This window comes from Symbioplanes lichenis, assembly GCF_030709675.1.
Classification (GTDB): domain Bacteria; phylum Actinomycetota; class Actinomycetes; order Mycobacteriales; family Micromonosporaceae; genus Actinoplanes; species Actinoplanes lichenis.
In genome coordinates this window covers 238,567-263,093 of sequence record NZ_JAUZQD010000005.1, presented here as the reverse complement: position 1 = coordinate 263,093, position 24,527 = coordinate 238,567, and the positions used below count along the sequence as shown (strand labels likewise).

The window sequence follows — 24,527 nt, the reverse complement described above, 5'->3', positions numbered from 1 at the left end:
AAACAGTGGGCGACCGACTTCCGGAAACCGGGGGGTACCGGGCAAGATAGCGGGGTTGGCCGACCGCCCCTAAACCCCTTCGGTGGCATCTCTGTGACTCAGATCCCGACGTGGAGCAGTGGGAACACCGCTCCGACCAGCGGACGCGCAGCCCCGGGCACGCTCATCGGCGGGCGTTACACACTGCGGGCCGCGGTCGGCCACGGCGGCATGGGCACCGTGTGGCGGGCCGCCGACACGCTGCTCCGCCGCGACGTGGCGATCAAGGAGGTCATCCTCCCGCCCGGCCTGGCCCCCAGCGACCGCGACGCCATGTACGAGCGGACCATGCGCGAGGCCCGGGCCGCCGCCGCCCTGCAGCATCCCGCCGTCGTGCAGGTCTACGACGTCGTGCACGAGAACGGCCGGCCGTGGATCGTCATGGAGCTGCTCGAGGCGCGCAGCCTCGCGGACATGGTGATCGAGGACGGCCCGGTCAACCCGCGGGTCGTCGCCAAGATCGGCATCGCCCTGCTCGGCGCGCTCGAGGTCGCCCACGCGCACGGCGTGCTGCACCGCGACGTCAAGCCGGCCAACGTGCTGATCTGCACCGACGGCCGCTGCGTCCTGACCGACTTCGGCGTCGCCCGGATGCCCACCGACGTGCAGCTGACCACGCCCGGCATGGTGCTCGGCTCGCCGCACTTCATCTCGCCCGAGCGCGCGATGGGCAGCGACTTCGGCCCGCCCAGCGACCTCTTCTCACTCGGCGTGACACTCTTCACCGCGATCGAGGGCCGGCCGCCGTTCGACAAGGGCGACCCCATCGAGACCATGCACGCCGTCGTCGAGGACCCGCCGGCGCCCGCCGTCCGGGCCGGCTCGCTGGCCCCGGTGCTGATGGGCCTGCTCGAGAAGGACCCGGCGCGCCGCTTCGACGTGCAGACCGCGCGCACCATGCTCCGCCAGCAGCTGGCCGGCCCGCTGGCCAGCAAGGCCCCGCCGCACCTGCACACCGACCCTTACTCGGTGGTCCCGGCGCAGCGCCCGCCGGCGGCCGAGACCCAGCCGATCCCGCCCGCCCCGCCCAAGCCCAGCGGGCAGATCGGCGGCCGGGCCATGCTCGCGCCCGGCGAGTCGCTCTCCGGGCACCTGGCGAAGATCAAGAAGGGCGAGCGCCCCGCGTCCTCGCCGGCCCCGGCGACGCCGTCGGCCGACGTGAAGACCGGCGCCTACCCGCCGCCCCCGGCCCGCAGCGGCGACCGCACCTCGGTCATCCCGCCCGCCCCGGGCTCCGCCGACGCGACCGCCATGCTCCCGCCGCGCCGGCAGTGGGACGGCGCCCGGGCCGCCCGCGACCCGATGTCCCCCGCGCCCGGCGCGGGCGGCACCGTGGTGATGAGCCCCGGCGCCAAGCGCAAGCGGATGATCGACCAGACGGTCACCGCCGTGCGCGACACCTCCGCCAAGGCCGTCACCACGGTCAAGGGCTGGCCGCGCAACACCCAGATCATCGCCGCCAGCGCCGCCGCGCTCCTGGTGGTGCTGGTCATCGTGCTGGTCTCCACCGGCGGCGGCGACCCCGAGACCACCAACACCAGCGCACCCCAGGCCTCCGCGCCGGCCGCGGCCGCCGGGGCCACCCAGCAGTACAAGGGCCGGGGCACCTCGGTCGACGTGCCGCAGGGCTGGGAGAAGAAGACGGCCAGCGGCGCCACCTGGGTCGACTTCGTGGATCCGGACAACGACCGCAAGGTCCGGCTGCTGATCGAGGACGCCTCGTCCAAGGCCACGCCGCAGAGCTTCCTCAAGGTCGCCGAGAGCGGCCTGAAGAAGAAGGGCTCCAGCTGCCCGAAGCCCTACGCCCGGGTCGGCCTGGCCAACCAGGAGGTCAACGGGCAGCCGGGCGGAGTGCTGGAATACACCTGCTCCACCACCCGCCACGGGCTGTGGGGCGCGGTCATCCAGGACGGCAAGGCCTACTCGTTCTACATGACCAGCACCGAGGAGCAGTTCGCCGAGAGCCGGCCGGTCTTCGACGCCATGGTCAAGAGCTTCACCATCGGCTGAGCCGGGGGGCTTCGGCCCCTCGGCCGCGCCGGGTCCGCCGCCGTGCTATCCACAGAGCATGGCGACTGACGACCTCCGCACGCTGGCCACGACCTGGCTGGCCGACGACCCCGACCCGGCCGGCCGGGCCGAGCTGCAGGACCTGCTGGACCGGCTCCCGGCGACCGAGGCGGAGCTCGCCGACCGGTTCGCGGGCCCGCTCACCTTCGGCACCGCCGGGCTGCGCGGCCGGCTCCGGGCCGGGCCCAACGGCATGAACCTGGCCGTGGTCACCCGCGCCGCCGCCGGCCTGGTCGCCTGGCTCGCCGCCGGCGACGGCAAGGGCCCGCTGGTCATCGGCTACGACGCCCGCCACGGCTCCCGGGAGTTCGCCGAGCGGACCGCCCGGGTGGCCACCGGCGCCGGCCGGCCCGCGCTGCTACTCCCCCGCCCGCTGCCCACGCCGGTGCTGGCCTACGCCGTCCGGGAGCTCGGCGCGGTCGCGGGCGTCATGGTCACCGCGAGCCACAACCCGCCGCAGGACAACGGCTACAAGGTCTATCTGGGCGCGCAGCTCGGCGGACCGGCCGGGGCGGGCGCGCAGATCGTCCCGCCCGCCGACGCGGGCATCGAGGCCGCCATCCGGGCGGTCACCTCGGTCACCGAGGTGCCGCTGGGCGACCCCGGCGAGGTGCTGGGCGAAGAGCTCATCCAGGGGTACGCGACCAGCGCCGCCGCGGTCGCCGGGAGCGGCCCCCGGGAGCTCACTGTCGCGTACACGCCGCTGCACGGTGTCGGTGGCCCGGTGCTGACGGCGGCCTTCGCCGCGGCGGGGTTCAGCACTCCGGCGGTCGTGGCCGAGCAGGCGGAGCCCGACCCCGACTTCCCGACCGTCGCCTTCCCCAACCCCGAGGAGAAGGGCGCCATGGATCTGCTGCTGGCGCTGGCGGCCGAGACGGGCGCGGATCTCGCCATCGCCAATGACCCCGACGCGGACCGGTGCGCGGTGGCCGTACCCCTGGGGGAAAGCTGGCGCCCGCTCACCGGGGACGAGCTGGGAGTCCTCCTCGCGGATCACCTGATCCAGCGCGGCACCCCCGGCACCTACGCCACGACCATCGTCTCCTCCAGCCGCCTCGGCGCTCTCGCCCGGGCGCGCGGCGTGGCGTACGAGGAGACCCTCACCGGCTTCAAGTGGATCGTCCGGGCCGACGAGGACCTGGCCTTCGGCTACGAGGAGGCGCTCGGCTACTGCGTCGCCCCGGGCCTGGTCCGCGACAAGGACGGCATCACCGCGGCCCTCGTCGTCGCCGACCTCGCCGCGAGCCTCAAGGCCGCGGGCAAGACGCTGCTGAGCCGGCTCGACGAGCTCGACACCGAGTTCGGCGTCCACCGCACCGACCAGGTCTCCATCCGCGTCGACCGGCTCGACGAGATCGCCGCCATGATGGCCCACCTGCGCGCGAACCCGCCCAAGGAGCTGTCGGGCGAGCCGGTCACCGCCGTCGAGGACCGCGCGGCCGACAACGTGGTGACCCTGCGCACCGACCGCATCCGCGTGGTGGTCCGCCCGTCGGGCACCGAGCCGAAGCTCAAGGCCTACCTCGAGGTGATCGTCCCGGTCACCGGCAAGCTGATCAACGCCCAGTTCAAGGCGGGCGCCGAGATGGCCCAGCTGCGCGGCGAGGTCACCCGGGCCCTGGGCCGCTGACGCGGGCGCCCGGCGCGTCCTCCCCGCGCCGGGCCGCTCGCTTGCGGCGGGGGTCAGATGACCTTGGGGACGCCGAGGGCGGCGGTGATGGCCCGGCTCAGGGTGGCGACGACCAGGGCGACGCTCGGGCGGACGATCGAGTCCTCCAGGTTGCCGGTGCCCGAGAAGCCGGCGCCGCTGGCGATCTGCTCGAGGCGCTCGTGGGCCTTCACCGCCTCCTCCGGGGGCAGGCGCAGGGCGGGCTCCATGCGGGTGGCCACCAGCAGGGTGCAGAGGGCGGCCGTGCGCTCGTCCGGGATCTCGTTCGTGGTGAGCGCGTCGGCCAGCCGCTTGCGGATCTCCGCCTCGAAGGCCGGGTCGCAGGTCGGATAGCGGTGGACGTGGACGTAGCCGTCCATCTGGGTCTCGTCCACGTCCTGGACCACGCCGCGGGCGATGAGGTCGTCGAGCACGTGCTGGCGCAGGCGGTGCCGCAAACGCTGCACCCACTGGGCGGGGGTGTGCGGGTCGTCCGCGGCGGCCTTCTCGAGGATCCGGTCGGCGATCGGGTCGCCCGTCGGGGTGGGGTCGTTGACGACGAGGTTCCCGGCCACGTACGCGACCCGACCGGCCAGCGCGAGGTCGACCAGCACCGCCGCGGCCATGCCGAGGTCGAGTCCGATGCGGGAACCGGTCGCCTTGCCGGTCCGGTCGTCATACGCGAGGAGGAGGAGTTCCTCAGCGAGCGCGATGGAGGTCATGTCGCAAACGATAGTGGCCGGTGTCACCGGCGCAATGGCCGGAGGTCGGGGATCGGACTACTTGCGGACCACCTCGAGCGCTTCGGGCCAGGCGCCGCCCGCGAACACGTTTGCCCAGCTCTCGCTGATATGCCCCATGTCGACCGCCCAGCGGCCGCGCTGCGCGAGCCACGCGGCGACGAGCGTTCCGCACGGTCCGAGAGCGAGGAGATACAGCCTGTCGGGATCGTGGTCGCCGAGCTTGTCCAGAAGACGCGGCAGGTCCGAGTACGCATCCTTCGCCGCCGAGTACACGAAGTCGATCGACTTGGTGTTGCCGAAGAGCGCCGGCTCGAGGTGGAAGCGCGAGCCCTCCCCGGTGACGATCACGACCTGCTGCCCGTCCCACACGTCCCGCCACAACTGGGCGCCCCGGTGGCCGAGATGCGAGAAGTAGATCGGCCGGGACACGTGCGCGGTCCCGTACTGGACGTGCGGGTTGAGCAACGGCTTGACCTCGGGCCAGATGTCGAGCCAGACGGAGGTCCAGTGCGCGTCGCGGAAGGTGTACGGGAAGCCGACCAGCAACCGCTCCGGGTCGTACCCGTCCATCTCGAGCACCGCCCGCAGGTCCCCGGCCAACCCGGCCGACCACGGCTGGAAGCGCAGGTTGTACTGCGGCCGGAGCATGATCTTCAGCTCGCCGTCGCCGAAGCGGGCCAGGCTCACCCGGTCGTGCGCGACGCGGCGCATGGTGTCCTCGAAGCCCAGCTGCTGCGCCTCGGTGAACTCGCGGATCTCGGCGAACATCGCGGTGGACGCGAAGGCGCGGAACGCCTCGAGATATTTGCGCTGCTCCTTGAGCTCCCAGCGGATGTCGTAGAGCAGGGAGTTCGTCTGCTCGGCCGCCTTCAGCAGGCGCGGATCGGGCTCGAGCCGGCTCTTGATGACCTTCTTTGTCCGGCGCCAGACGCTCATCGGGCGGCCCCCAGCATCCGGTCGGCCAGCCGCGCGGCCGCGTGCCCGTCGTCGAGGTCGCTGGCCTTCGCGGCGAACGCGGCGTACCGGTCGGCGTAGCGCCCGGCCACGACGTCGATGTCCCGGACGGCGTCCACCACCTCGGCCGACGTGGCGAGCAGCGGGCCCGGCGCCTCGGCCTCGAAGTCGAAGTAGAAGCCGCGCAGCTCGTCGCGGTAGTAGGCGAGGTCGTACGTGAAGAAGAGCATGGGCCGTCCCGTGCTGGCGAAGTCGAACATCACCGACGAGTAGTCCGTGACGAGGATGTCGGCCGCGGCCAGCAGGTCGGCCATGTCCGGATAGCCCGACACGTCGTGGACGAAGCCGTCACCGGCGCCCGGGATCTCGTCGATCACGTTGGGGTGGCGGCGCACCAGCAGCACGTGGTCGGCCCCGAGGCGCGCCTCGGCGTCGGCCAGGTCGAGCTGCAGGCTCATCCGGTACGCGCCGCCGGCGTACTCGTCGTCGCGCCACGTGGGGGCGTACAGGATGATCTTGCGGCCGGGCGGGAGGCCGACGGCGGCCCGGACCCGCTCGGTGATTTCGGACCGGTCCTCGAAGAGCACGTCGTTGCGGGGGTAACCGATCTCCAAAATCTCCCCGCCGAACCGGAAGGCGCGGCGCAGCAACGGTGTGCTGAAGGTGTTCGGTGACACGAGGAAGCTCCAGTTCGGCGCCTCCTCGGTCAGCTTCTCCAGGTAACGACGATCGGTGAACTGCACGTCCTCGATGTCGAAGCCGATGCGCTTGAGCGGTGTCCCGTGCCACGTCTGCACGACCACCTGACCGTCCCGGCGGCGGAACCACTCGGGGAGATGCTGATTGGTGACGATGTAGCGGGACGTGGCCAGGGACTCGTACCAGCGCTTGCTCCACAGGGCCACGGGCTCGGCGCTGTGCGGCAGCGGCGCCTGGCCGTCGACGGACACCCATTGGTGCTCGAGCGGCAGGCTGCGGGCGAGGAGCTCGCGGTGGACAGCGCGGGGGCTGTCGGAGTACTGGCGGCCGGTGAAGCTGTTGTAGAGGACGACCTCGCGCAGGGGCTGCTTGCGGGTCGCCGGGTAGTGCCGCGTGCGGAGCTCGGCCTGGTGATGCTTGCCACGCTCCTCGTCCGCGAGCGCCGACCGGATGCGGAGCACCACGCGCTCGTCGCCCAGCCATTCGAGGGAGGTGCGCGGGGCGTCCCCGGCGAGCGGCAGGGGCAGGGCGGCGATGGCGGTCGCCGTGGCGGGCAGCGGTTCGGCCGGGCCCGTACCGGTGCGGCACAGGACCTGCCACGTGCCCGCGCGCATGCGGACCGCCGCCCCGAAGGCCGGGATCGCGACCGGGTCGACCTCGACGGCCCACGAGTCGCCGTCCGGGGTGACCGGGAAGGCTTTCAGGTCGCGGCCGTTGCCCGTACGCAGGATCAGCTGGAAGCCCTCCGCGGACCGGCCGTGCAGGCGGCCGCTGAACCGGAACCGGCGCCCCTCGGACGAGAGACCCGTCAGCACCGGACCGGTCGGCAGCGCGATCAGCACCGCCTCGCCGGTGCGCGACGCATGCAGGTGCATGGTGCGTCTCCGCATCTCGACGGGAGCGACCTCGCCCGCCATGGCGCACGCCCCGATGGTCCAGCGATCGGCCGGCTCACCGACTCGAAGCGCCGGCACCGCGCAACTAAGATCCGACGCGGGGATGCGGAAGTGGAAGCGCTCTCCCTCGCCCTCAGCCTGATAGCGGCGCCACACGACGCCCGGCACCCGGGACAGCGTGATTTCCCTCATGGCGCCCGTGCCCTCCACCACGAGGTCGTCCCCGTCGGCGCGCAGCCCGGTCACCCACGCCCGCACCCGCTCGACCCGCAGCCGCAGCCGCCCCTCGGCAATGTGCGGGACGATCCGCACGTCCCCGCGGTCCAGCGGCGTCAGCGCGACCGGCTGCGCGGGCTGCCCGATCTCCAGCGCGCCCTTGCTCTTGCGGCCCAGCCCGACCACGCCGACGACCACGGTCCAGTCCCCGTCGCGCCACTCGCCCCCGTCGGTGCGCAGGGCCTCGGGATCCAGAAGAGCTTCGAAGCCCGACCAGTCGTACGCGGTCCGTACCGAACCGTGGTCCGCCGTCGCATCGACGCACCGCCGCGTGACCAGCGGGATCCGGCGCGTGGTGCGGCCGCCGCCCACCTGTTTCATCCAGATCAGCCGCGACGTGCTGAACGGCAGGTTCGCGGGCTGGCCGGGAATGAAGGCGTGCCCGCGGATGCGCAGCTTGCCGTCGTCCCACGTGACGTCGTGCACCTTGCTGCGCGGGCGGGGAGTGCCGGCGAGGAACATCTCGGGCGGTAGCTGGGGCAGCTTGGCGTGCAGCAGGTCCATGTCGTGGTAGCGGCGCAGTCCCCGGCGGGCGATGCGGCGCTGGCGGCGTAGCTCGGGGACCATGTCGAGCAGCTGCGGAAGCATGCGGTTGCGGACCAATGTCCACAGCACGCGCTCGACGGCCGGCAGCTCCAGGATCGCTTCGGCGTCGATCGTGTCGAGGTAGGCATTGGTACGTTCGAGGAACACCTCGCGGTACTCGGCGTCGACCCGCGGGAGCACTCGGAGGAAGAGCATCAGGTCGCTGCGCAGGACCGACTCGTCGTACCGGCGCTTGAGGCCGTGGTGACCCGCCTCGCCGAGCACGCGGCTGACCTGCCAGCAGTTGGTCAGCCGGTCGATGAAGGCGGGCAGCTCCTCCCGGCGCTGGGTGATCGACTTGTCCGGGCCCTCGCGCTCGCGCCAGTAGTAGACCGGCGCCGCCAGCACGTCGACCGCTCGGGCCAGCACGTGCGCGGGCACGGTCACCGGGATGTCCTCGTAGAGCACGCCCTCGGGGAACCGGAAGCCGTGCGCGTCCCAGAACGTGCGGCGAAACACCTTGTTCCACGCCGTACGGTCGCCCAGCAGCACCGGCATCCGGCTGACGTGCGTGCTGAGGGCCGTCACGGCGAAGGGCGCCCGGTGCATCGGCGACTGGCTCAGCCCTCGGGTCGTCAGCCGCAGCACATTGGCGCAGGAGAAGTCGGAGCCCGTCTGCTCCAAACTGCCGACGAGCAGCTCCGCGGCGTACGGGGCCAGGACGTCGTCGCTGTCGGCGAACATCAGGAACTCGCCCGTCGCCTGAGCCGTGCCCGCGTTCCGGGCCGCTCCGAGGCCGGCGTTCGCCTGGCGGATCAGCTGGAACCGGCTGTCCCCGGCGACGAAGCGCTCGGCGATCGCGGCGCTCCCGTCGGTCGACCCGTCGTCGACCACGATGACTTCCAGCGCGTCGCGGTACTGCCCGGCCAGTGACGCCAGGCACTCCTCCAGATAGGGCGCCACGTTGTAGACGGGCACGACGACGCTGAGCACCGAACTCATTACGACAGGTTATGGCCCGGTCGTGGCTCGTTGCGGTGATTTGCCGGGTTCTACACTCAGCCGTGCAATCGATCCTGGCGACGCTCGGTTATGTGCTCTCGGCGGACGGCAAGCAGGTGCTGATGATCCGGCGGGACGCCCGCCCGGACGACCAGCACTTCGGGTACTACAACGGGCTCGGCGGCAAGCTGGAGCCGGACGAGGACGTGGTCGCCGGGATGCGCCGGGAGATCCTCGAGGAGTCGGGGCTGACCTGCGACGTCGTCGATTTCGCGGGCACGGTCTCGTGGCCGGGCTTCGGGCGTGACGGGGCGAACTGGTTCGGCTTCCTCTTCCGCGTGCCGGCGTGGAGCGGGACGCCGCTGACCGGGAACGACGAGGGCAGCCTGCACTGGGTGGACGTGTCCGCCGTGCTGGCCGGGGAGCTGCCGATGTGGGAGTCGGACCGGCACTTCCTGCCGCTGGTCTTCGCTTCGGAGCCGCGGCCGTTCCACGGGGTGATGCCCTTCGCGAACGGCCGAGCCCAATCCTGGTCGTTTTCTGCTTAGAAGCGGCGATGTCCGCCGAACTGGCGGTCGCCGGCGTCGCCGAGGCCCGGGACGATGTACATCTTCTCGTTCAGGCCCTCGTCGATGCTGGCCGTGACCAGGCGCAACGGCAGGCCCGAGTCGCGCAGCCGCGCGATGCCCTCGGGAGCGGCCAGCACGCAGCCGATGATGATGTCGGTGCAGCCGCGGTCGACCAGCAGCTGACAGCAGTGGATCAGCGAGCCGCCCGTCGCCACCATCGGGTCGAGCACCAGCACCGGCTGGCCGGAGAGGTCGGCCGGCAGCGACTCCATGTAGGCCCGCGGCTCGAAGGTCTGCTCGTCGCGGGCCAGGCCCACGAAGCCCATCGACGACTCGGGGATCAGCGCCAGCGCGGAGTCCGCCATGCCGAGGCCGGCGCGGAGCACGGGCACGATCAGCGGCGGGTTGGCCAGGCGGCTGCCCTGCGTCGGCGCGACCGGCGTCTCGATCGGGTAGCTCTCGGTGGCGAACGTGCGCGCGGCCTCGTAGACCACCATCGTCGTCAGCTCGTGCAGGGCCGCCCGGAAGACCCCGGGGTCGGTCTCGGCCTTGCGCATCGCGGTGAGTCGGGTCTGAGCCAGCGGGTGATCTACGACGAGTACGTCCACGCCGACAACCTACCGGGGTTCACCAAGATCAACTGTCGGTGGGCCGCGTAGAATTCCTCTCATGACTGTGACGACTCCGGCCGGACTCGATCTCCGGTCCCTCCTGCACGGGCTGCCCGGGGTCGACAAGGTCGGCCTGGAGTCCCGCGCCGCCGCGCTCGGCACCCGCTCGGTGAAGACGACCGCCAAGGCCGCCGCCATCGACCTGGCGATCCGGATGGTCGACCTGACCACGCTCGAGGGCGCCGACACCCCCGGCAAGGTGCAGGCTCTGGCCGCCAAGGCGCTGCGCCCCGACCCGGCCGACGCGTCCTGCCCACCGGTCGCCGCCGTCTGCGTCTATCCGGCCATGGTTCCGCCCGCGGCGGAGGTGCTGGCCGGCAGCGGAGTGCACCTGGCCAGCGTCGCGACCGCGTTCCCGTCCGGGCAGGCGCCGCTCGACGTCAAGCTCGCCGACACCCGCGACGCCGTCGCCGCCGGGGCCGACGAGATCGACATGGTCATCAGCCGCGGCGAGTTCCTGGCCGGGCACTACGACAAGGTCTTCGAGGAGATCGTCGCCGTCAAGGAGGCCTGCGGCGCCGCGCATCTCAAGGTCATCCTCGAGACGGGCGAGCTGGGCACCTACGACAACGTGCGCCGCGCCTCCTGGCTGGCCATGCTGGCCGGCGCCGACTTCATCAAGACCTCCACGGGCAAGGTGCCGCTGGCGGCCACGCTGCCCGTGACGCTGGTCATGCTCGAGGCGGTGCGGGACTTCCGGGCGAAAACGGGACGTCAGGTGGGTGTGAAGCCGGCCGGCGGCATCCGGACGACCAAGGACGCCGTCAAATACCTGGTGATGATCCACGAGACGGCGGGCGACGACTGGCTCGATCCCGACTGGTTCCGCTTCGGCGCGTCGTCCCTGCTCAACGATCTGCTCATGCAGCGCACCAAGCTCACGACCGGCCACTACGCCGGCCCCGACTACTTCACGCTGGACTGAGGCGCCATGTTCGAGTACGCCCCCGCTCCCGAGTCCCGGTCGGTCGTCGACATCGCCGGGTCGTACGGGCTCTTCATCGACGGTTCCTTCCGCGAGTCGGCCGCCGGCTCCTTCAAGACGGTCAATCCGGCCACCGAGGAGGTGCTGGCCGAGGTCGCGTCGGCCGGAGTCGAGGAGATCGACCTCGCCGTGGCCGCCGCCCGCCGCGCCTTCGGGCCGTGGTCCGCGCTGCCCGGCTCGGAGCGCGCCAAATACCTCTTCCGGATCGCCCGGATCATCCAGGAGCGCTCCCGCGAGCTGGCCGTACTCGAGTCGCTCGACAACGGCAAGCCGATCAAGGAGTCGCGCGACGTCGACCTGCCGCTGGTCGCCGCGCACTTCTTCCACTACGCGGGCTGGGCCGACAAGCTGAAATACGCGGGCTTCGGCGCCGACCCGCGCCCGCTCGGCGTGGCCGCGCAGGTCATCCCGTGGAACTTCCCGCTGCTCATGCTCGCGTGGAAGGTCGCCCCGGCGCTGGCCACCGGCAACACGGTCGTGCTCAAGCCGGCCGAGACCACGCCGCTGTCGGCGCTCTTCTTCGCCGACATCTGCCGCCAGGCCGACCTGCCGCCCGGCGTCGTGAACATCGTCACGGGCGCGGGCGACACCGGCCGCGCGCTGGTCGAGCACCCGGGCGTCGACAAGGTCGCCTTCACCGGCTCGACCGAGGTCGGCCGGCAGATCGCCCGCTCGGTCGCCGGCACCCGCAAGCGCCTCACGCTGGAGCTGGGCGGCAAGGCGGCCAACATCGTCTTCGACGACGCGCCGATCGACCAGGCCGTCGAGGGCATCGTCAACGGCATCTTCTTCAACCAGGGCCACGTGTGCTGCGCCGGCTCGCGGCTGCTGGTGCAGGAGTCGATCCGCGACGAGCTGCTCGAGTCGCTCAAGCGCCGGATGGCCACCCTGCGCGTCGGCGACCCCTTGGACAAGAACACTGACATCGGCGCGATCAACTCGGCCGAGCAGCTCGACCGCATCCGCACATTGGCCGACGCCGGCTCCGCGGAGGGCGCCGAGCGCTGGTCGCCGCCGTGCGAGCTGCCGGGTCAAGGCTTCTGGTTCGCGCCGACGATCTTCACCGGGGTCACGCAGGCGCACCGGATCGCCCGGGAGGAGATCTTCGGGCCGGTGCTGTCCGTGCTGACCTTCCGCACCCCGGCCGAGGCGATCGAGAAGGCCAACAACACGCCGTACGGGTTGTCGGCCGGCATCTGGTCCGACAAGGGCTCGCTGATCCTGGCCGTCGCCGACCAGCTGCGGGCCGGCGTGGTGTGGGCCAACACGTTCAACAAGTTCGACCCCGCGTCGCCGTTCGGTGGCTACAAGGAGTCCGGTTACGGCCGTGAAGGCGGTCGCCACGGCCTGGAGGCCTACCTTGCCTAAGAAGTCCTCTTCCGTCGCTGCCTCGCGGGCCGCCGCGTCCTCCAGCGGTTCGCCGGACGCACCCGCCGCGGCGTCTCCGGCTGCCTTGTCGCCGGCCGCCGCTTCTTCGACCGCCGACTTGTCGCCGGCTGCCGCCTCTTCGACCGCCGACTTGTCGCCGGCTGCCGCCTCTTCGACGGCCCCGGGTGCCGGGACTTCCGCGCGGCTCGCGGTGCGGAAGACGTACAAGCTGTTCATCGGCGGGGCGTTCCCCCGCAGTGAGTCGGGACGGACCTATCTCGTGGACGGCGACAACGTGGCGCTCGCCTCGCGCAAGGACGCCCGCGACGCCGTGACCGCGGCGCGCAAGGCCCAGCCGAAGTGGGCCGCCGCCACCGCCTACAACCGGGGCCAGGTGCTCTATCGCGTCGCCGAGATGCTGGAGGCCCGGCGCGCGGAGTTCGCCGCGGTGGGCGTCCCGGCGGCCGAGGTGGACGCCGCCGTCGACCGCTGGGTCTGGTACGCGGGCTGGTCCGACAAGATCACGCAGGTGCACGGCAGCGCCAACCCCGTCGCCGGGCCCTACTTCAACATCTCCGCGCCCGAGCCGACCGGCGTCGTCGCCGTGGTCGCGCCGGCGTCGTTCCTGGGACTGGTCAGCGTCGTCGCCCCGGCGATCGTCACGGGCAACACGGTGGTGGTGCTCGCCGGTGCCCCGCAGGCCGCGATCACGCTGGCCGAGGTGCTGGCCACGTCGGACGTACCCGGCGGGGTGGTGAACCTCCTGACCGGCGATCCCGCCGAGACCGCGCCGTGGCTGGCGTCGCACGACGACGTCAACGGGCTCGACCTCACCGGGGTCAGCGACACGGCGCTCGCCACCGAGCTCGAGCGGACCGCGGCGGGCAGCCTCAAGCGGGTGCGCCGGCCCGCCGGGACCGAGATCGATTTCTTCGCCGATCCCGGGGTAAAGGCGATGACGGCGTTCCTGGAGATCAAGACGGTCTGGCACACGAAGGGCTTCTGAGCCGTTCCGGCGGCGGTTCGTGACCGCGGTCGGGCGGCTCACAGGACAGGCCACTAAGGTGTGTGCCCAGACTCACCCGTCCGAACAGCTCGAGAGAACCAACCCGGAGGTCAGCGTGGCCAGCCAGACGCCCGAAGAGGCCGCGGAGGCGGCGGTGGAGGAGAGCGCGTCCAGCCCCTCCGGTCGTGAGCTGTGGGACGAGGTGCGCATCACCCCGGTCGAGATCGCGATGCCCGGTGGCGTGGCGCTGACCCTCCGGGCTTACCGGAAGGCCTCCGAGCTCACGCCCACCGAGATCGAGGCGGACGAGGACGACCCCTTCGAGGCCCGGGAGCGCGCGGCCGCCGCGCGCGCCGCCGAGGAGGAAGAGGTCTTCGTCGACGACGAGTTCGCGGCGCTGGTGGCCGAGGGCGAGGCCGACGCCAAGGGCAAGAAGTCGTCCGGCACCGAGCTGCGCAACGAGGACGGCGAGCTGGTCGAGGAGCCCGACCCCGAGGACTTCAAGGACGACGAGCCCGAGGCCGAGGCGGCCGAGGAGGCGTCGGACGAGGAAGTTCCGATGTTCCTCAGCCACCGCGGCAAGCTCCTCGCCTTCAAGACGCCCGAGTCGCTGGTGTCGTTCCTCCGTTCGGGCGCGCCGCACGACCTGGCCCAGCTCGACACCTGGCCGATCGTCGCCGAGCGGGTACAGTCGTCGGACATCGACCCGGCGGCGGACGACCGCTACGAGCTCGACCTCGTGGTGGAAAACCTGCGCGGCGGGCACGACACGTGGGATCTGCCGCTGCTCATCGGGGCGGGCGAGGTCGCCCGTGATCTGGGTCACGCACTCCGCCTCAAGCCGGTGATCCTGGCCCTCGCGCCCGGGTCACCGCTGGACGACCTCGACGAGTCCCTGCGGTCGGCCGAGAGTGGCGGAATGGGCGGTTTCTTCGGTCGCCGCAAGCTCCGTAAAATCGGGGCACAGCAGGCGAGTCTGGGGTGGCGTTCGGTGATCGGCAAGATCTCCGCGGCCGTGGACTGGCGCGACTGACCCCTCACCAGGGACCATCGGTCCTTGGCCTGACATTCGCAGTCCCGGGGAGGAGGACGACGCCGTGGCGCTCGTGCGCGTTTACTGCGGTCTGGCGTCGGCTGATGAGAGGGTGCGAGCGGCCTCGGCCGGTTCCGCACTGACCATCGCCGTGGTGGACGACGCGGGCCGGCTGCTCGGGGTCCACGAGATCAGCGACGACCCGGCGGGCTATGCCCAGCTGGGCACGCTGCTCGTGGAAAGGACGAGCGGCTTCGCCGAGTCCGCGGTGGCCGCCGACAGCGACGACCACATGGTCACCTCGCTGCTGACCGCCGCCGGGCGTCCTCTCGTGGTCGCGGACGACGACTCCGCCGACAAGTTCGCGGAGCGCTTCGCCGACGACGACTCCCCGGAGGAGCGGGCCGCGCCCCCGGCCGCCCGGCGCGCCGTGGGCCTGGCCCGGGCCCTGCAGGCGGGCGCCATCGCCGCCGTCACCATCCCGGCGCCGCGCGAGCTCACCAGCTACAAGCCGGTGCTCGCCGCCCACGTGGCCATGCTCAACGGCCGCCACGCCGCCGCCCTGGCGCTGCGCGAGGTGCTGCGCGAGCTCTATCCGGCGGCGCTGCGGGCCTACCCCGACCCGTCCCACCCGCTCGCCCTGGCCGTCCTCGACGCGCTGCCCGAGCCCGGCCGGCTCACCACCAACGGCAACCCCGAGCGGGTCGCCGAGGAGGTCGCCGCCGAGCTCACCCGGGCCGGCGCCGGCACCGAGGACCAGGTCGTCGCCGCCCTGACCGCGCTGGTCGTGGCGGTCAGCGAGTCCCCGCGCCGCGGCGGCGTCAACAAGTCGCTCGCCCCGGCCGCGGCCGACACCGTCCGCCACGCCATCGGCGCCGTCAAGTCGTGCGACGCTGCCTGCGAGGCCCTCGTCGGCACGCTCGCCGCCCGCGTCAGCCAGCAGGCGGCCGGTCTCGCCCCCGGGCGCCGCCAGGCGGGCTCCCGCCGGGCCGCCGACCCGGCTTCGACCGGCATCCAGTCGCTGCAGTCGATGCGCGCCGGCGACACCGGCACACGCCTGCGCCGCACCCGCCCCGAGCCGGCCGCCGCGAGTGGTGGACCCATCTCCCCCCACCCGCTGAACGCGCCGCCGCTCGCCCCCGACCCGCTCAACACGCCGCCCCTGGCGCCGCGCCCGCTCGCCTCGCCGCCCGGCATGCCCGCGGCCCCGGCGGCGAGCCTGCCCACGCGCCCGACCAGCAGCATGCCGACCCGGCCGACCAGTGGCCTGCCGACGCGTCCGACGAGCAGCATGCCGACGCGGCCCACCAGCAGCATGCCGTCCCGGCCCACCAGTGGTGGCCCGGAGGGTGGCCTGCCGACCCGGCCGACGAGCGGCACGCCCAGCCGGCCGGTCTCCGTGCCGCCGCCCCCGCCGGGCATGACGCCGATCACCCCGGGCACCCGCCCCGGCTCGGTGCCCCCGGCCGACGCCGGCGAGCCCTTCCGCCCGACCCTGACCAACGCCGCGCTCAACAGCGCCCGCGCCGAGCGTCAGCGCTCGGTCATCCCGCCGCGCCCGAACACCCGCCCCGGCGTCTCCCCCGCGGCCACCGGCGCGACCGACTTCTCGCTGCCCATGCCCACCCAGCGGGCCGCCGCCGAGCCGTCCGAGCCCGGCTCCCGCGCCAACTGGCCCCTGCTCAACCAGGGCGACGACGCCCCCGCCGCGCCGCCGGCCGAGGGCCGCGTCAAGCCCCCGTGGCAGGACATGCCCAAGGAGCCGGCGGCCCTGCGTCTGGTCGACGGGGTCAACGGCTTCGGCGACCCCGGCCCGGCCAGCGCCGACCCCCCGTCGCTCCGCCTCGTGGAGGGCCGCAACGGCCGCGCCCAGGCCCGCCGCACCCCCACCCTCACGGCCCTCGACCGCAGCACCACTCCGCCGGTCGCGGCCAACGAGGGCGACGGCGACCTGCTGATCTTCGCCGCCGCCCGCTCGGCCTGGTTCACCGGCCACAGCGACCCGTCCTCCGACAACGTCGAGTGGACCAGCCCGATGGACAGCGGCTGGCGCGCCGCGGAAAAGGCCGCCGCCCCCGAGATCTCCGAGGAGACCCCGGCCGGCCTGCCCAAGCGCGTCCCCCGGGCCAACCTGGTCCCCGGCTCCCCGCAGCGCGAGGAGCAGCGCCCCCTCCGCATCGTCCGCGACGCCGCCAGCATCGCCGCCCACACCACGGGCTACTTCCGGGGCTGGCGCCGGGGCCAGGAGATCGGCGGCTACGCCATCGGCGGCCGCCCGGGCCGCGAGTCGGCGGGCGGCTGGGACTTCAGCCGCGACGGCCAGCCCGAGGACGACGTCCGCAACGCGGGCTTCCCGAGCCGCTGACCCGCCCGCCCCACGACGCCACAGTCCCCTACGTCGCACGACCACGGCGTAGCAGCCCGCGGCGTCGCACGACCACGGCGTAACAGCCCGCGGGTCGCTCGTCTCGTAGCCCGGCATTCACCAAGTGCCGGGCTGCTGACTCTCTGGACCGCGCACCGGAGGGCCCGCGCCACCGAGCCCGCCACGGTGGATGTGCTCAGGTGGCGCTCGGCGTTGCCGATGGTGCGGCCCGTGGAAAGTACAGCGCTGCCGATGACGACCGTGGCGCCCAGCACGGCAGAGCTGATCAAGGCGTCTGTGCCGCACTGGGCGAGGGCAGCCGACGACGTGGACGCCTTTCGCACGGCGCTCGAGCTCGGGACAGTTGCCGACCGGTCCGCTGACGGAGACGGGACCCCGCTTGTCCTGGCCCGCCTTCTGCTGCTCGCCGGGCGTCCGCGAGACGCGTTGACGCTGCTGGCGCAGCAGCACATCACGCAGCTTCCGGCCGAGCCGATGGCGTCTTGGCCGCATCTGCTTCTGGCTGCGTGCCGAGCTGCCGACGGCGACCTTGGCGCCTACCGATGGTTACTTTCCGCGGTCGCTGCGCTACCGGGGTCCTGGGAGCTGCTGTATCTCGTCGGTGCCGCAGCCGAGCAGCGTGGAGACTACGGCCCGGCCGACCAGGCTTGGACCACGCTGGTGCAGGGGCACCAGATCGTCACGCGGTTCACCTTGGCCCGATATTGTGCCGCTGTTGTCGCGCGGCGCGACCCGAAGGAGCCCGCGTCAGCGGCGCAAACCCTGATCGACGTGGTCGAGGAGTTCCTGGCCCGTGATCCCGACCTGACCGAGTACCCGCAGCCCGTTCTGTCCGCCGCCGCGCACCTCCGGCGACGCGGGGACAACGCCGGTTCAGCTCTGCTCCTTCATGCTGCGTCTCAGCGACTCCCGCAAGCTCCAGCGCTGAAGGCCGCCGTGCAGGCCGTTGTTTCCCGGGTGGCGATGCGCTGCTACCGGCGCCGCAAGACGCTACTCGCGTGGGTCCACCTGCCCCTGTTGGCCCTGGCCGCGGCCGCTGCGGTGTGGTCCGACCTTCCGCCGCTGGTCCTGATCGGGATGGTGCCGGTGCTGCTGGTCCATCGCCTTGCCGCGGCCTCCGTGCCCGGATTCACTACGGCGGACAGCGCCGCGTGGCGTGCGGGTTCGCGACTTCGGCAGGGCCCTGCGGCTCGGTTACTGGATACCGAACAACGTTTCGCCTGCGCGATCGTGGTAGCAGCGGTGTTGACCGCGACAGTGCCGATCGCCGGCGCGCTGGCCGGAGCCGTGGTCGGCCGCGCCGACGCCATCGCCCGCACCGCATCCCACGCTGTCGTCAGCGGCGGCCTCTTCGCCGTACTGACCGCTGTGCTGACCGCGATCGGTTCAGGCCTGATGGCCATCATGCGGCGGCACAACTGGCAGTCCGCACGCCGCGTACGACACGAGGCGGACCGCCGCCGCCTCTCCGACGCCGGCGACTGCCGATGCTGGCGGACGAGCGCACTCGTCGGCAGCTATGCCGCCGCCTATCTGAACCGCCATCTGACATCCTCCGCCCCGGCCACCTGGGACAACGAACGATTCCCCGACGCCACCCTCGCCCGCTGCCCCGCCACCGGCACGCTGTGGCTGGCAACGACGGCCGGCGCGCAAGGAGAACTCCTGCTGCTCCGGGGCACCGACCGGGCAAGCACGGACTTCCCCGTTCCCGCACCGGCCACCGGCGGATACCTTTGACATCCCCGCCGCCCGGATCCGGGAAATGACTTCCGCTCACCTCGGCCAAGCCTGGCCAGATCGCGCCGCCCGGGTGGGGCCGAGCGGAACCGCCGAAATCAAACGCCGCCGCGCGAAGCTCGGCCGACGGAAAGCCCTCAGGCGGCGCCAGAGCCGCTGTGGCCCTATGACGCTCGCCGGGTGCGGGTTTGACCGTTCACGCCCGGAGAGGCCAACTGAGCCCCTTTTCGGAGTCGCCGGGCACCATCCCGGTAGGCGAGCGGTTCAGGTCGGCACGACCCGATCGGCGCCCGGTCACTGCTACGGCTCGGGGCGGTAGCACCAAGAGCGCCCGGCCAAGAGGGTGGCGCCGTGAGCGACCGGCCCTTGGCGGCCGGCGCGAGGAGCGGCCGGCCAAAGGCGGGCAGCAGCCGCTCGACGACGGCCGGCAGGAGCAGCGCGCCCGCGGGCCGACGGCGGGCAGCACGAACGCACGGCCGTCCCGGAACGGCCGTGAAGCATCCGCCGGCACCCCGGCGGGCACGCAAAAGTCCCGCTCTGTCGCCAGAGCGGGACCCGCGACGAACTGTCAGGCCGGCGCGACCGCGCGCGAGCGACGCATCGTCAGAACGTACTCGACCAGCGAGATCAGCACGTTCTTCGTCGACTCGCGGTTGCGGGCGTCGCAGCTCACGACCGGGACGTCGGACGAGATCGCGAGCGCGTCCCGCACGTCCTGGGCGTTGTGATACTGCATGCCGTCGAAGCAGTTTATGGCGACCAGGTACGGCAGCCGGCGGTGCTCGAAGAAGTCGATGGCGGCGAAGCAGTCGGCGAGCCGACGCGTGTCCACCATGACGACCGCCCCGATGGCACCGCGCACCAGCTCGTCCCACATGAACCAGAAGCGCGTCTGGCCCGGCGTTCCGAACAGGTACAGGATCAGGTCCCGGTCGATGCTGATGCGGCCGAAGTCCATGGCCACCGTGGTTGTCGTCTTCCCCGGCACCTGCCGGTTGTCGTCGACACCCACGCCGGCGGACGTCATGATGGCCTCGGTGGTCAGCGGAGTGATCTCCGAGACCGACCCCACCAGCGTCGTCTTACCGACACCGAACCCACCGGCAATCACGATCTTGGCCGAGGTCACGCGCCCGGCTGTCGGCCGGCGCGACATGTCAGAGCCTGCGAAGTCCACTCAGCACCCTTTCCAGCAGTTCCGTACCCACCGCATCGGTCTCATCGTCGAGCGATGTGGGCTCGTAGACCGCCACCAGCCCGTCATGGGCCATGTCGGCGACGATCACCCGGGCCACCCCGAGCGGTAGTTGCATGCGTGCGGCGATCTCTGCCAGCGACTGAACACGGCCGCCGTCACACATCGCTGCGATGTACTGGTGTTCGCTCCCGCCGCGGCCCGTACCGGTGCTCCGGCCACGAACGGTGGTCTCGACGAGCGCTTCCAGCGCTATCTCCAGCTTGGGCCGGGTACGGCCACGGGTCACGGCATACGGCCTGACCAGCGCGCCGGTCGGCTCATCACGTTCAGGCATCGTCACCGCTCACCTCATCCCTCGGCCCATAGAAGTTTCTCGCGTTGTCAAGGTTTTGGACAGATACCGGACGGATCCGGATCTTCACCCGTTCAGCCGAGGACCCCGGCGGCCGATCGCGGCGCCGGCGTCAAGGCCTCACCCACGCGGTCGACCAGCAGGGCCATCTCGTAGCCCACCTGGCCCACGTCGCAGCTGCGAGCGGCGAGGACGGCGAACGACGAACCGTCGGAGATCGACATCAGGAAGAGGAACCCGTTGTCCATCTCGACGACCGTCTGGAGCACCGCGCCGCCCTCGAAGCAGCGGGCGGCGCCCTGGGTCAGGCTGACCAGGCCGGAGGCGATGGCCGCCAGCTGGTCAGCACGGTCGCGGGGAAGGTCCCGCGAGGCCGCGAGCAGCAGACCGTCGGCGGAGACCGCGATCGCGTGCGCCACCCCGGGAACGCGGTCGGCAAAGTTGGCGAGGAGCCAACCAAGATCCTGCGTACTTGTCATGCCTCATGCTCCTTGCCAGCCTGCGAGGACTGCTGCCCTCCCGGAGAAAGCTCCGGGTTGGTCGTTTCCTTCGTGCGACCCCGTTGCACACCGCGGTGGTAGGCGGACAGGAGCCCGCGAACCGCCTCGGGAGTGCGGCGCTGCACCGAGGTCTCGGCCCGGTCGACGCCACCCGGCACGAGCTGTGCCATCGGCGTGCGGCGCGGGAGACCGGCGCCCGTCGTGGTGTCGACGGGCATCTCGGCCGCCTTGCGGGCCGCCGACCAGCCGTCGTCGGCCGCCGTGCGCCACGGGTTGTTGGCGTCGGCGCCCCCACCGGCAGCGCCGTTCATGCCGCCACCGTTGAGGCCACCACTCGACGCTACCGCGCCCACGGGCTCCGGGTCCCGGGCGGCGAAGACCTGCTCCTGGACGACCGGGGCGGCCGGGACGACCGGCGCCTGGACGACCGGGGCGGGCGGCGCCTGGACCACCGGCGCCGGCTCCGGCTGAGGGGCCGGGGCGGCGGGCGGAGGCGTGCGGACCGGCTCGCCGGTCGGAATCCGCTGGGCCGACAGGACCGACTCGTCCGAGGGGCCGGCCTGCGGCTCGGTCTCGGGCGCGGTCTTCGGCTTGGCCGGCTTCGCCGTCATGAACCAGGCCGACTCGAGCTCCCGGAAGATCGGCAGCTCCATCGTCTCGTCCGCGAACTGCGTCTCGACGTCACCCGCGGCGCGCTGACGAGCGGCGGCCTGGGCGGCGGCGATCTGCGCGGCCGCACTGGTCTGCTGCGGCGCCGTGACCGGCGCCACGGGGGTGCCGTTCTGCGGGACGCCGGGCGGCGCGACCTGTGGCTGCGGGCCCGTGCCGTTCGGCCGGTAGCGCGGCAGCTCGGCCGTCATGTCCAGGGCGGCCGCGAGGCTCTCCGGGACGTGCGGGGCGTTCTGGTCGCGCTCCGCCGACACCGGCGGCCAGGCCGGCGGCGCGGAGGGCACGGGCGGGGCCGACTGCGGCCGGGCCGGGCTCACGGGCTGCCCGAAGGCGGGCTGACCCGAGGTCGGCGGGGCCGACTGCGGCCGGACGGGCGGCGCCGAGATCGGCTGACCCGGGGCGGGCGGGGCCGAGGCCGGGCCGGCGAACGCGGAGGGCGCGGGCGGCGCGGAGATCGGCGGCACCGGGGGCGCCGAGACCGGCGGCACGAAGGGCGGACGGCCCTGCGTCTCCGGGCTGGGCGGCAGCTGACGCGGGATCGTGTGCCCGAAGGACACGGTCTCGTCCGGCCGCATGTTCTCGCCGTTGCGACGCTGCGGCAGGTTGTCGAAGCCCTGCGGTCCGGTCTGCGGCAGCGGCGGGATCGGCTCGTTGCTGCGCGGGCCGTGGAAGCCGTTGGCCCCCTGCGAGCCGTTGCTGCCGCCGCCGAAGCCGTTGGCGCCGCCGAACCCGTTGGCGCCGCCGCCGTTGACCCCGGCGAAGCCGTTGCTGCCGTTGGCGCCGCCGAAGCCGTTGCCGCCGCCACCGAAGCCGGTGGGGGCGTCGAAGCTGCCGGTCGGCGCGCCGGTGAGGTCAGACCACGCCGGCACCGAGCGGCCGGCGCCGGCCCCGATCATGCCGCCGTTGGGTCCGGGCGACTGCGGCTCGAACGGACGGCCGCCGCCGAACCCACCCCGGCCGTTGCCGCTCTCGAGCGCCAGCGGCGGCTCGGCGAAGGCGGGACGAGGCTGGTCGTCGGGCACGAAGCCGCTCTCGGCGGACGGCAGGCGGCCGGCCGCGCTGGACACCACGAGCACGCTCACGGGCAGGCCGACGTCGGCCACCGTGCCGCGCTCGCTGTCGGCCGGGCGCAGCTCGACCCGCACGCCGTGGCGGTTGGCCAGGCGGGCGACCACGACGAGGCCCATCATGCGGGAGACGGCGACGTCCACCATCGGCGGGTTGGCGAGCCGCTCGTTGAGATCGCGGAGCTGCTCGCGGCTGATGCCGATGCCGCGGTCCTCGACCGAGAGCACCGCGCCGTCGCCCAGGCGGCGCGCCTCGACGATGACGTGGCTGTTCGGCGGGGAGAACGCGGTCGCGTTGTCGAAGAGCTCGGCGACCAGGTGGACCATGTCGTTGACCGCGTGGGCGGCCACCTCGATGTCCCGGTCGATCGTGCCGAACTCGATGCGGGTGTAGTGCTCGACCTCGGACTGGGCGGCACGGAGCACGTCGATGAGGGCGGCGGGCTCGCGCTGCACGCGGGTCGAGTCGGCACCGGCGAGCACCAGGAGGTTTTCGTCGTTGCGGCGCATCCGGGTCGCCAGGTGGTCGAGCTGGAAGAGCTCGGCCAGGCGGTCCGGGTCCTCCTCGCCGCGCTCCAGCCGGTCGAGGTGACCGATGAGCCGGTCGACCAGGATCTGGGAGCGGCGGGCGAGGTTGACGAACATCGTCGCGACGGAGGCCCGCAGGGCGGCCTGCTCGGCCGCGGTGCGCACCGCCTCGAGGTGAACCGCGTTGAACGCCTCGGTCACCTGCCCGAACTCGTCCCGGCTGCGTACTGGGAGGGGCTCGGCGACCTGGTCGGCGACCTGGGCCGGGGTGAGCGAGCCGCTCAGCGCCGGGTCCCGCAGCCGCTCGACCGCCTGGGGCAGGCCGAACTGGGCGACGTTGAGGGCACCCTGGCGCAGCTCGCGCAGCGAGCGGGCCATCGACCGGGCGACGAGCCACGCGAACGCGATGGCCAGCAGCAGCATGCCCAGCAGCAGGCTGGACTCGATGATGACCTGGCGCTGCACGTCGTTTCGCAGGGTGGTGGCCTGGTCGACGATCTGGGCGTCGAGCCTGTTCTCCACACTGCGGAACAGGTCGTTGTAGCCGATCATCGCGGTTTCCCACGTGTCCCGGTTGAACGGGATCTTCTTCGTGTTGTCACCGCTGAGGCCGTCGAGCGGCTGGGTCAGGTTGGTGGCGGCCCGCTCGGCCGGACCGCTGATGACCTTGTCGATCAGGTTGAGGTCGTCGGTCGTCGCGACCTGGCGCATCGTCGAGTCGGCGATGTCGTAGCCGGCCACCGTCGTCAGGTACTTCTTGCGCATGGTGGCGTTGAAGTCACCGGCGCCGAGGGTCATGTGGCCCACGTCGCGCTGCTGCGAGATGTAGTCCTTGGCCCGGGCGACCGCGGCGACGACCCGGAGGCGGCCACCCAGGTCGGTGTCGTTGGCCTGCTGGGCGGCGACGTCACGCACGGTCAGCAGGTCGTCGATCAGCGGGCGGTAGGCGGTCTCGACGTCGTCGGCACCGAGGTCGCCGTTCGCCGCCTGGCTGCGGATGGAGGGCAGCTCCTCGAGGTTGCGGTCGAGGCGGGTCAGCAGAATCTGGGCCTGCTCGGGCAGGTCCTTGAGCGTGCTCTTCTGCTGCGAGTAGTTCTTCTTCGCCTCGTCGACCTTCGCGTGCTCGCGGCCGTAGGACGTGCCTGCGGACGTACGGTCGGCACTGCTCTTCGGGGTGGTCGCGATCTCCACGCCGAATGCGCGCTCGTTCTGCAGGTGGTCGACAAGTCCACCGGCGGCCTGCGAGAGCACGGACAGCGTGCGGGCGTTCTCGGCGTTGTCCGCCTCGTCGATGTGGTCGATGAGCCCGTTGGTGCCGACGATGATCGTCGCCAACGTCGGCACGAGCATGATCAGCCCGAGCTTCGACCAGATCGGTAGATCCCGCAACCGGCCGGCCGGCCGGCGGAGACGCGACATGACCGCGTTCGCCGTCTCAGGGCGCTTGCTCACGTCACCGTCCTCCTGATTCGGACCCGGCTTTCGGATCACCGGGCACCGCACACGGCCGACACACCGGGTCGGGCCCCCGAGATTCCATCACGACGAGTGTCAAAGAGAAAGAGCAGCCTGACCCGGACCGTTTGTGTGATGCGAAGTCGCG

Annotated in this window: 17 protein-coding genes; 9 read left to right on the top strand and 8 right to left on the bottom strand. The window is 72.4% G+C overall.

Annotated elements, in window-relative coordinates:
- Positions 1 to 93: 93 nt before the first annotated feature.
- Together RAN62_RS14090 and RAN62_RS14085 are read left to right on the top strand one after the other, a co-directional pair.
- Positions 94 to 2,049, top strand: coding sequence for a serine/threonine-protein kinase (locus RAN62_RS14090; protein ID WP_305785037.1), 1,956 nt, complete (start codon positions 94 to 96; stop codon positions 2,047 to 2,049).
- Positions 2,050 to 2,107: 58 nt separating this feature from the next.
- Positions 2,108 to 3,739 (top strand): phospho-sugar mutase, encoded by a 1,632-nt coding sequence (locus tag RAN62_RS14085; RefSeq protein WP_305785036.1) that lies wholly within the window; start codon positions 2,108 to 2,110, stop codon positions 3,737 to 3,739.
- A gap of 53 nt (positions 3,740 to 3,792) precedes the next feature.
- Here the strand turns inward: RAN62_RS14085 and RAN62_RS14080 are convergent, their stop codons facing one another.
- Genes RAN62_RS14080 through RAN62_RS14070 form a run of 3 tightly spaced genes read right to left on the bottom strand, consistent with a single transcriptional unit; the run spans position 3,793 to position 8,852 of the window.
- On the bottom strand, positions 3,793 to 4,479 hold the full coding sequence (locus RAN62_RS14080) for a GOLPH3/VPS74 family protein (RefSeq protein ID WP_305785035.1): 687 nt from the start codon (positions 4,477 to 4,479) through the stop codon (positions 3,793 to 3,795).
- A 57-nt stretch (positions 4,480 to 4,536) separates the two neighbouring features.
- Positions 4,537 to 5,436, bottom strand: a complete 900-nt coding sequence (locus RAN62_RS14075; RefSeq protein ID WP_305785034.1) for a GT-D fold domain-containing glycosyltransferase — start codon at positions 5,434 to 5,436, stop codon at positions 4,537 to 4,539.
- Positions 5,433 to 8,852, bottom strand: a complete 3,420-nt coding sequence (locus RAN62_RS14070) for a bifunctional glycosyltransferase/CDP-glycerol:glycerophosphate glycerophosphotransferase (protein ID WP_305785033.1) — start codon at positions 8,850 to 8,852, stop codon at positions 5,433 to 5,435. Before RAN62_RS14070 ends, RAN62_RS14075 begins: the two co-directional genes overlap by 4 nt.
- A gap of 62 nt (positions 8,853 to 8,914) precedes the next feature.
- Here RAN62_RS14070 and RAN62_RS14065 point away from each other — a divergent pair, with 62 nt between their 5' ends.
- On the top strand, positions 8,915 to 9,400 hold the full coding sequence (locus RAN62_RS14065) for an NUDIX hydrolase (protein WP_305785032.1): 486 nt from the start codon (positions 8,915 to 8,917) through the stop codon (positions 9,398 to 9,400).
- Here the strand turns inward: RAN62_RS14065 and upp are convergent.
- The gene (upp, locus tag RAN62_RS14060) at positions 9,397 to 10,029 is read right to left on the bottom strand and encodes a uracil phosphoribosyltransferase (protein WP_305785031.1); all 633 of its coding nucleotides are present in this window, start codon (positions 10,027 to 10,029) and stop codon (positions 9,397 to 9,399) included. The genes RAN62_RS14065 and upp overlap by 4 nt on opposite strands.
- Before the next feature lie 61 nt (positions 10,030 to 10,090).
- Here upp and deoC point away from each other — a divergent pair, with 61 nt between their 5' ends.
- The 6 genes from deoC (at position 10,091) to RAN62_RS14030 (ending at position 18,610) form a co-directional block, all read left to right on the top strand.
- Entirely contained in the window at positions 10,091 to 11,017 is a 927-nt protein-coding gene (deoC, locus tag RAN62_RS14055; protein ID WP_305785030.1) for a deoxyribose-phosphate aldolase, read from the top strand.
- 6 nt (positions 11,018 to 11,023) lie between these two features.
- Complete coding sequence (locus RAN62_RS14050; protein WP_305785029.1) at positions 11,024 to 12,445, top strand: aldehyde dehydrogenase family protein; 1,422 nt, start codon at positions 11,024 to 11,026, stop codon at positions 12,443 to 12,445.
- Between the two features lie 151 nt (positions 12,446 to 12,596).
- Positions 12,597 to 13,451: an aldehyde dehydrogenase family protein gene (locus RAN62_RS14045; RefSeq protein ID WP_305785028.1), complete on the top strand. Its 855-nt coding sequence runs from the start codon at positions 12,597 to 12,599 to the stop codon at positions 13,449 to 13,451.
- A gap of 115 nt (positions 13,452 to 13,566) precedes the next feature.
- A complete protein-coding gene (locus tag RAN62_RS14040; RefSeq protein WP_305785027.1) occupies positions 13,567 to 14,484 on the top strand; it encodes a SatS C-terminal domain-containing protein in 918 nt (305 codons plus the stop codon).
- A gap of 34 nt (positions 14,485 to 14,518) precedes the next feature.
- Positions 14,519 to 16,849 (top strand): transposase, encoded by a 2,331-nt coding sequence (locus RAN62_RS14035; protein WP_305785299.1) that lies wholly within the window; start codon positions 14,519 to 14,521, stop codon positions 16,847 to 16,849.
- Between the two features lie 231 nt (positions 16,850 to 17,080).
- The gene (locus RAN62_RS14030) at positions 17,081 to 18,610 is read left to right on the top strand and encodes a hypothetical protein (RefSeq protein ID WP_305785026.1); all 1,530 of its coding nucleotides are present in this window, start codon (positions 17,081 to 17,083) and stop codon (positions 18,608 to 18,610) included.
- Positions 18,611 to 19,178: 568 nt separating this feature from the next.
- On the opposite strand, the gene RAN62_RS14025 is transcribed toward RAN62_RS14030, so the two are convergent.
- From RAN62_RS14025 to RAN62_RS14010, 4 genes are all read right to left on the bottom strand, one after another.
- Positions 19,179 to 19,766 (bottom strand): GTP-binding protein, encoded by a 588-nt coding sequence (locus tag RAN62_RS14025; protein ID WP_041832917.1) that lies wholly within the window; start codon positions 19,764 to 19,766, stop codon positions 19,179 to 19,181.
- A 1-nt stretch (position 19,767) separates the two neighbouring features.
- Complete coding sequence (locus RAN62_RS14020; RefSeq protein WP_041834455.1) at positions 19,768 to 20,142, bottom strand: DUF742 domain-containing protein; 375 nt, start codon at positions 20,140 to 20,142, stop codon at positions 19,768 to 19,770.
- 92 nt (positions 20,143 to 20,234) lie between these two features.
- A complete protein-coding gene (locus tag RAN62_RS14015; RefSeq protein WP_014447580.1) occupies positions 20,235 to 20,639 on the bottom strand; it encodes a roadblock/LC7 domain-containing protein in 405 nt (134 codons plus the stop codon).
- Complete coding sequence (locus tag RAN62_RS14010) at positions 20,636 to 24,343, bottom strand: sensor histidine kinase (RefSeq protein ID WP_438874508.1); 3,708 nt, start codon at positions 24,341 to 24,343, stop codon at positions 20,636 to 20,638. Before RAN62_RS14010 ends, RAN62_RS14015 begins: the two co-directional genes overlap by 4 nt.
- Positions 24,344 to 24,527 lie beyond the last annotated feature (184 nt).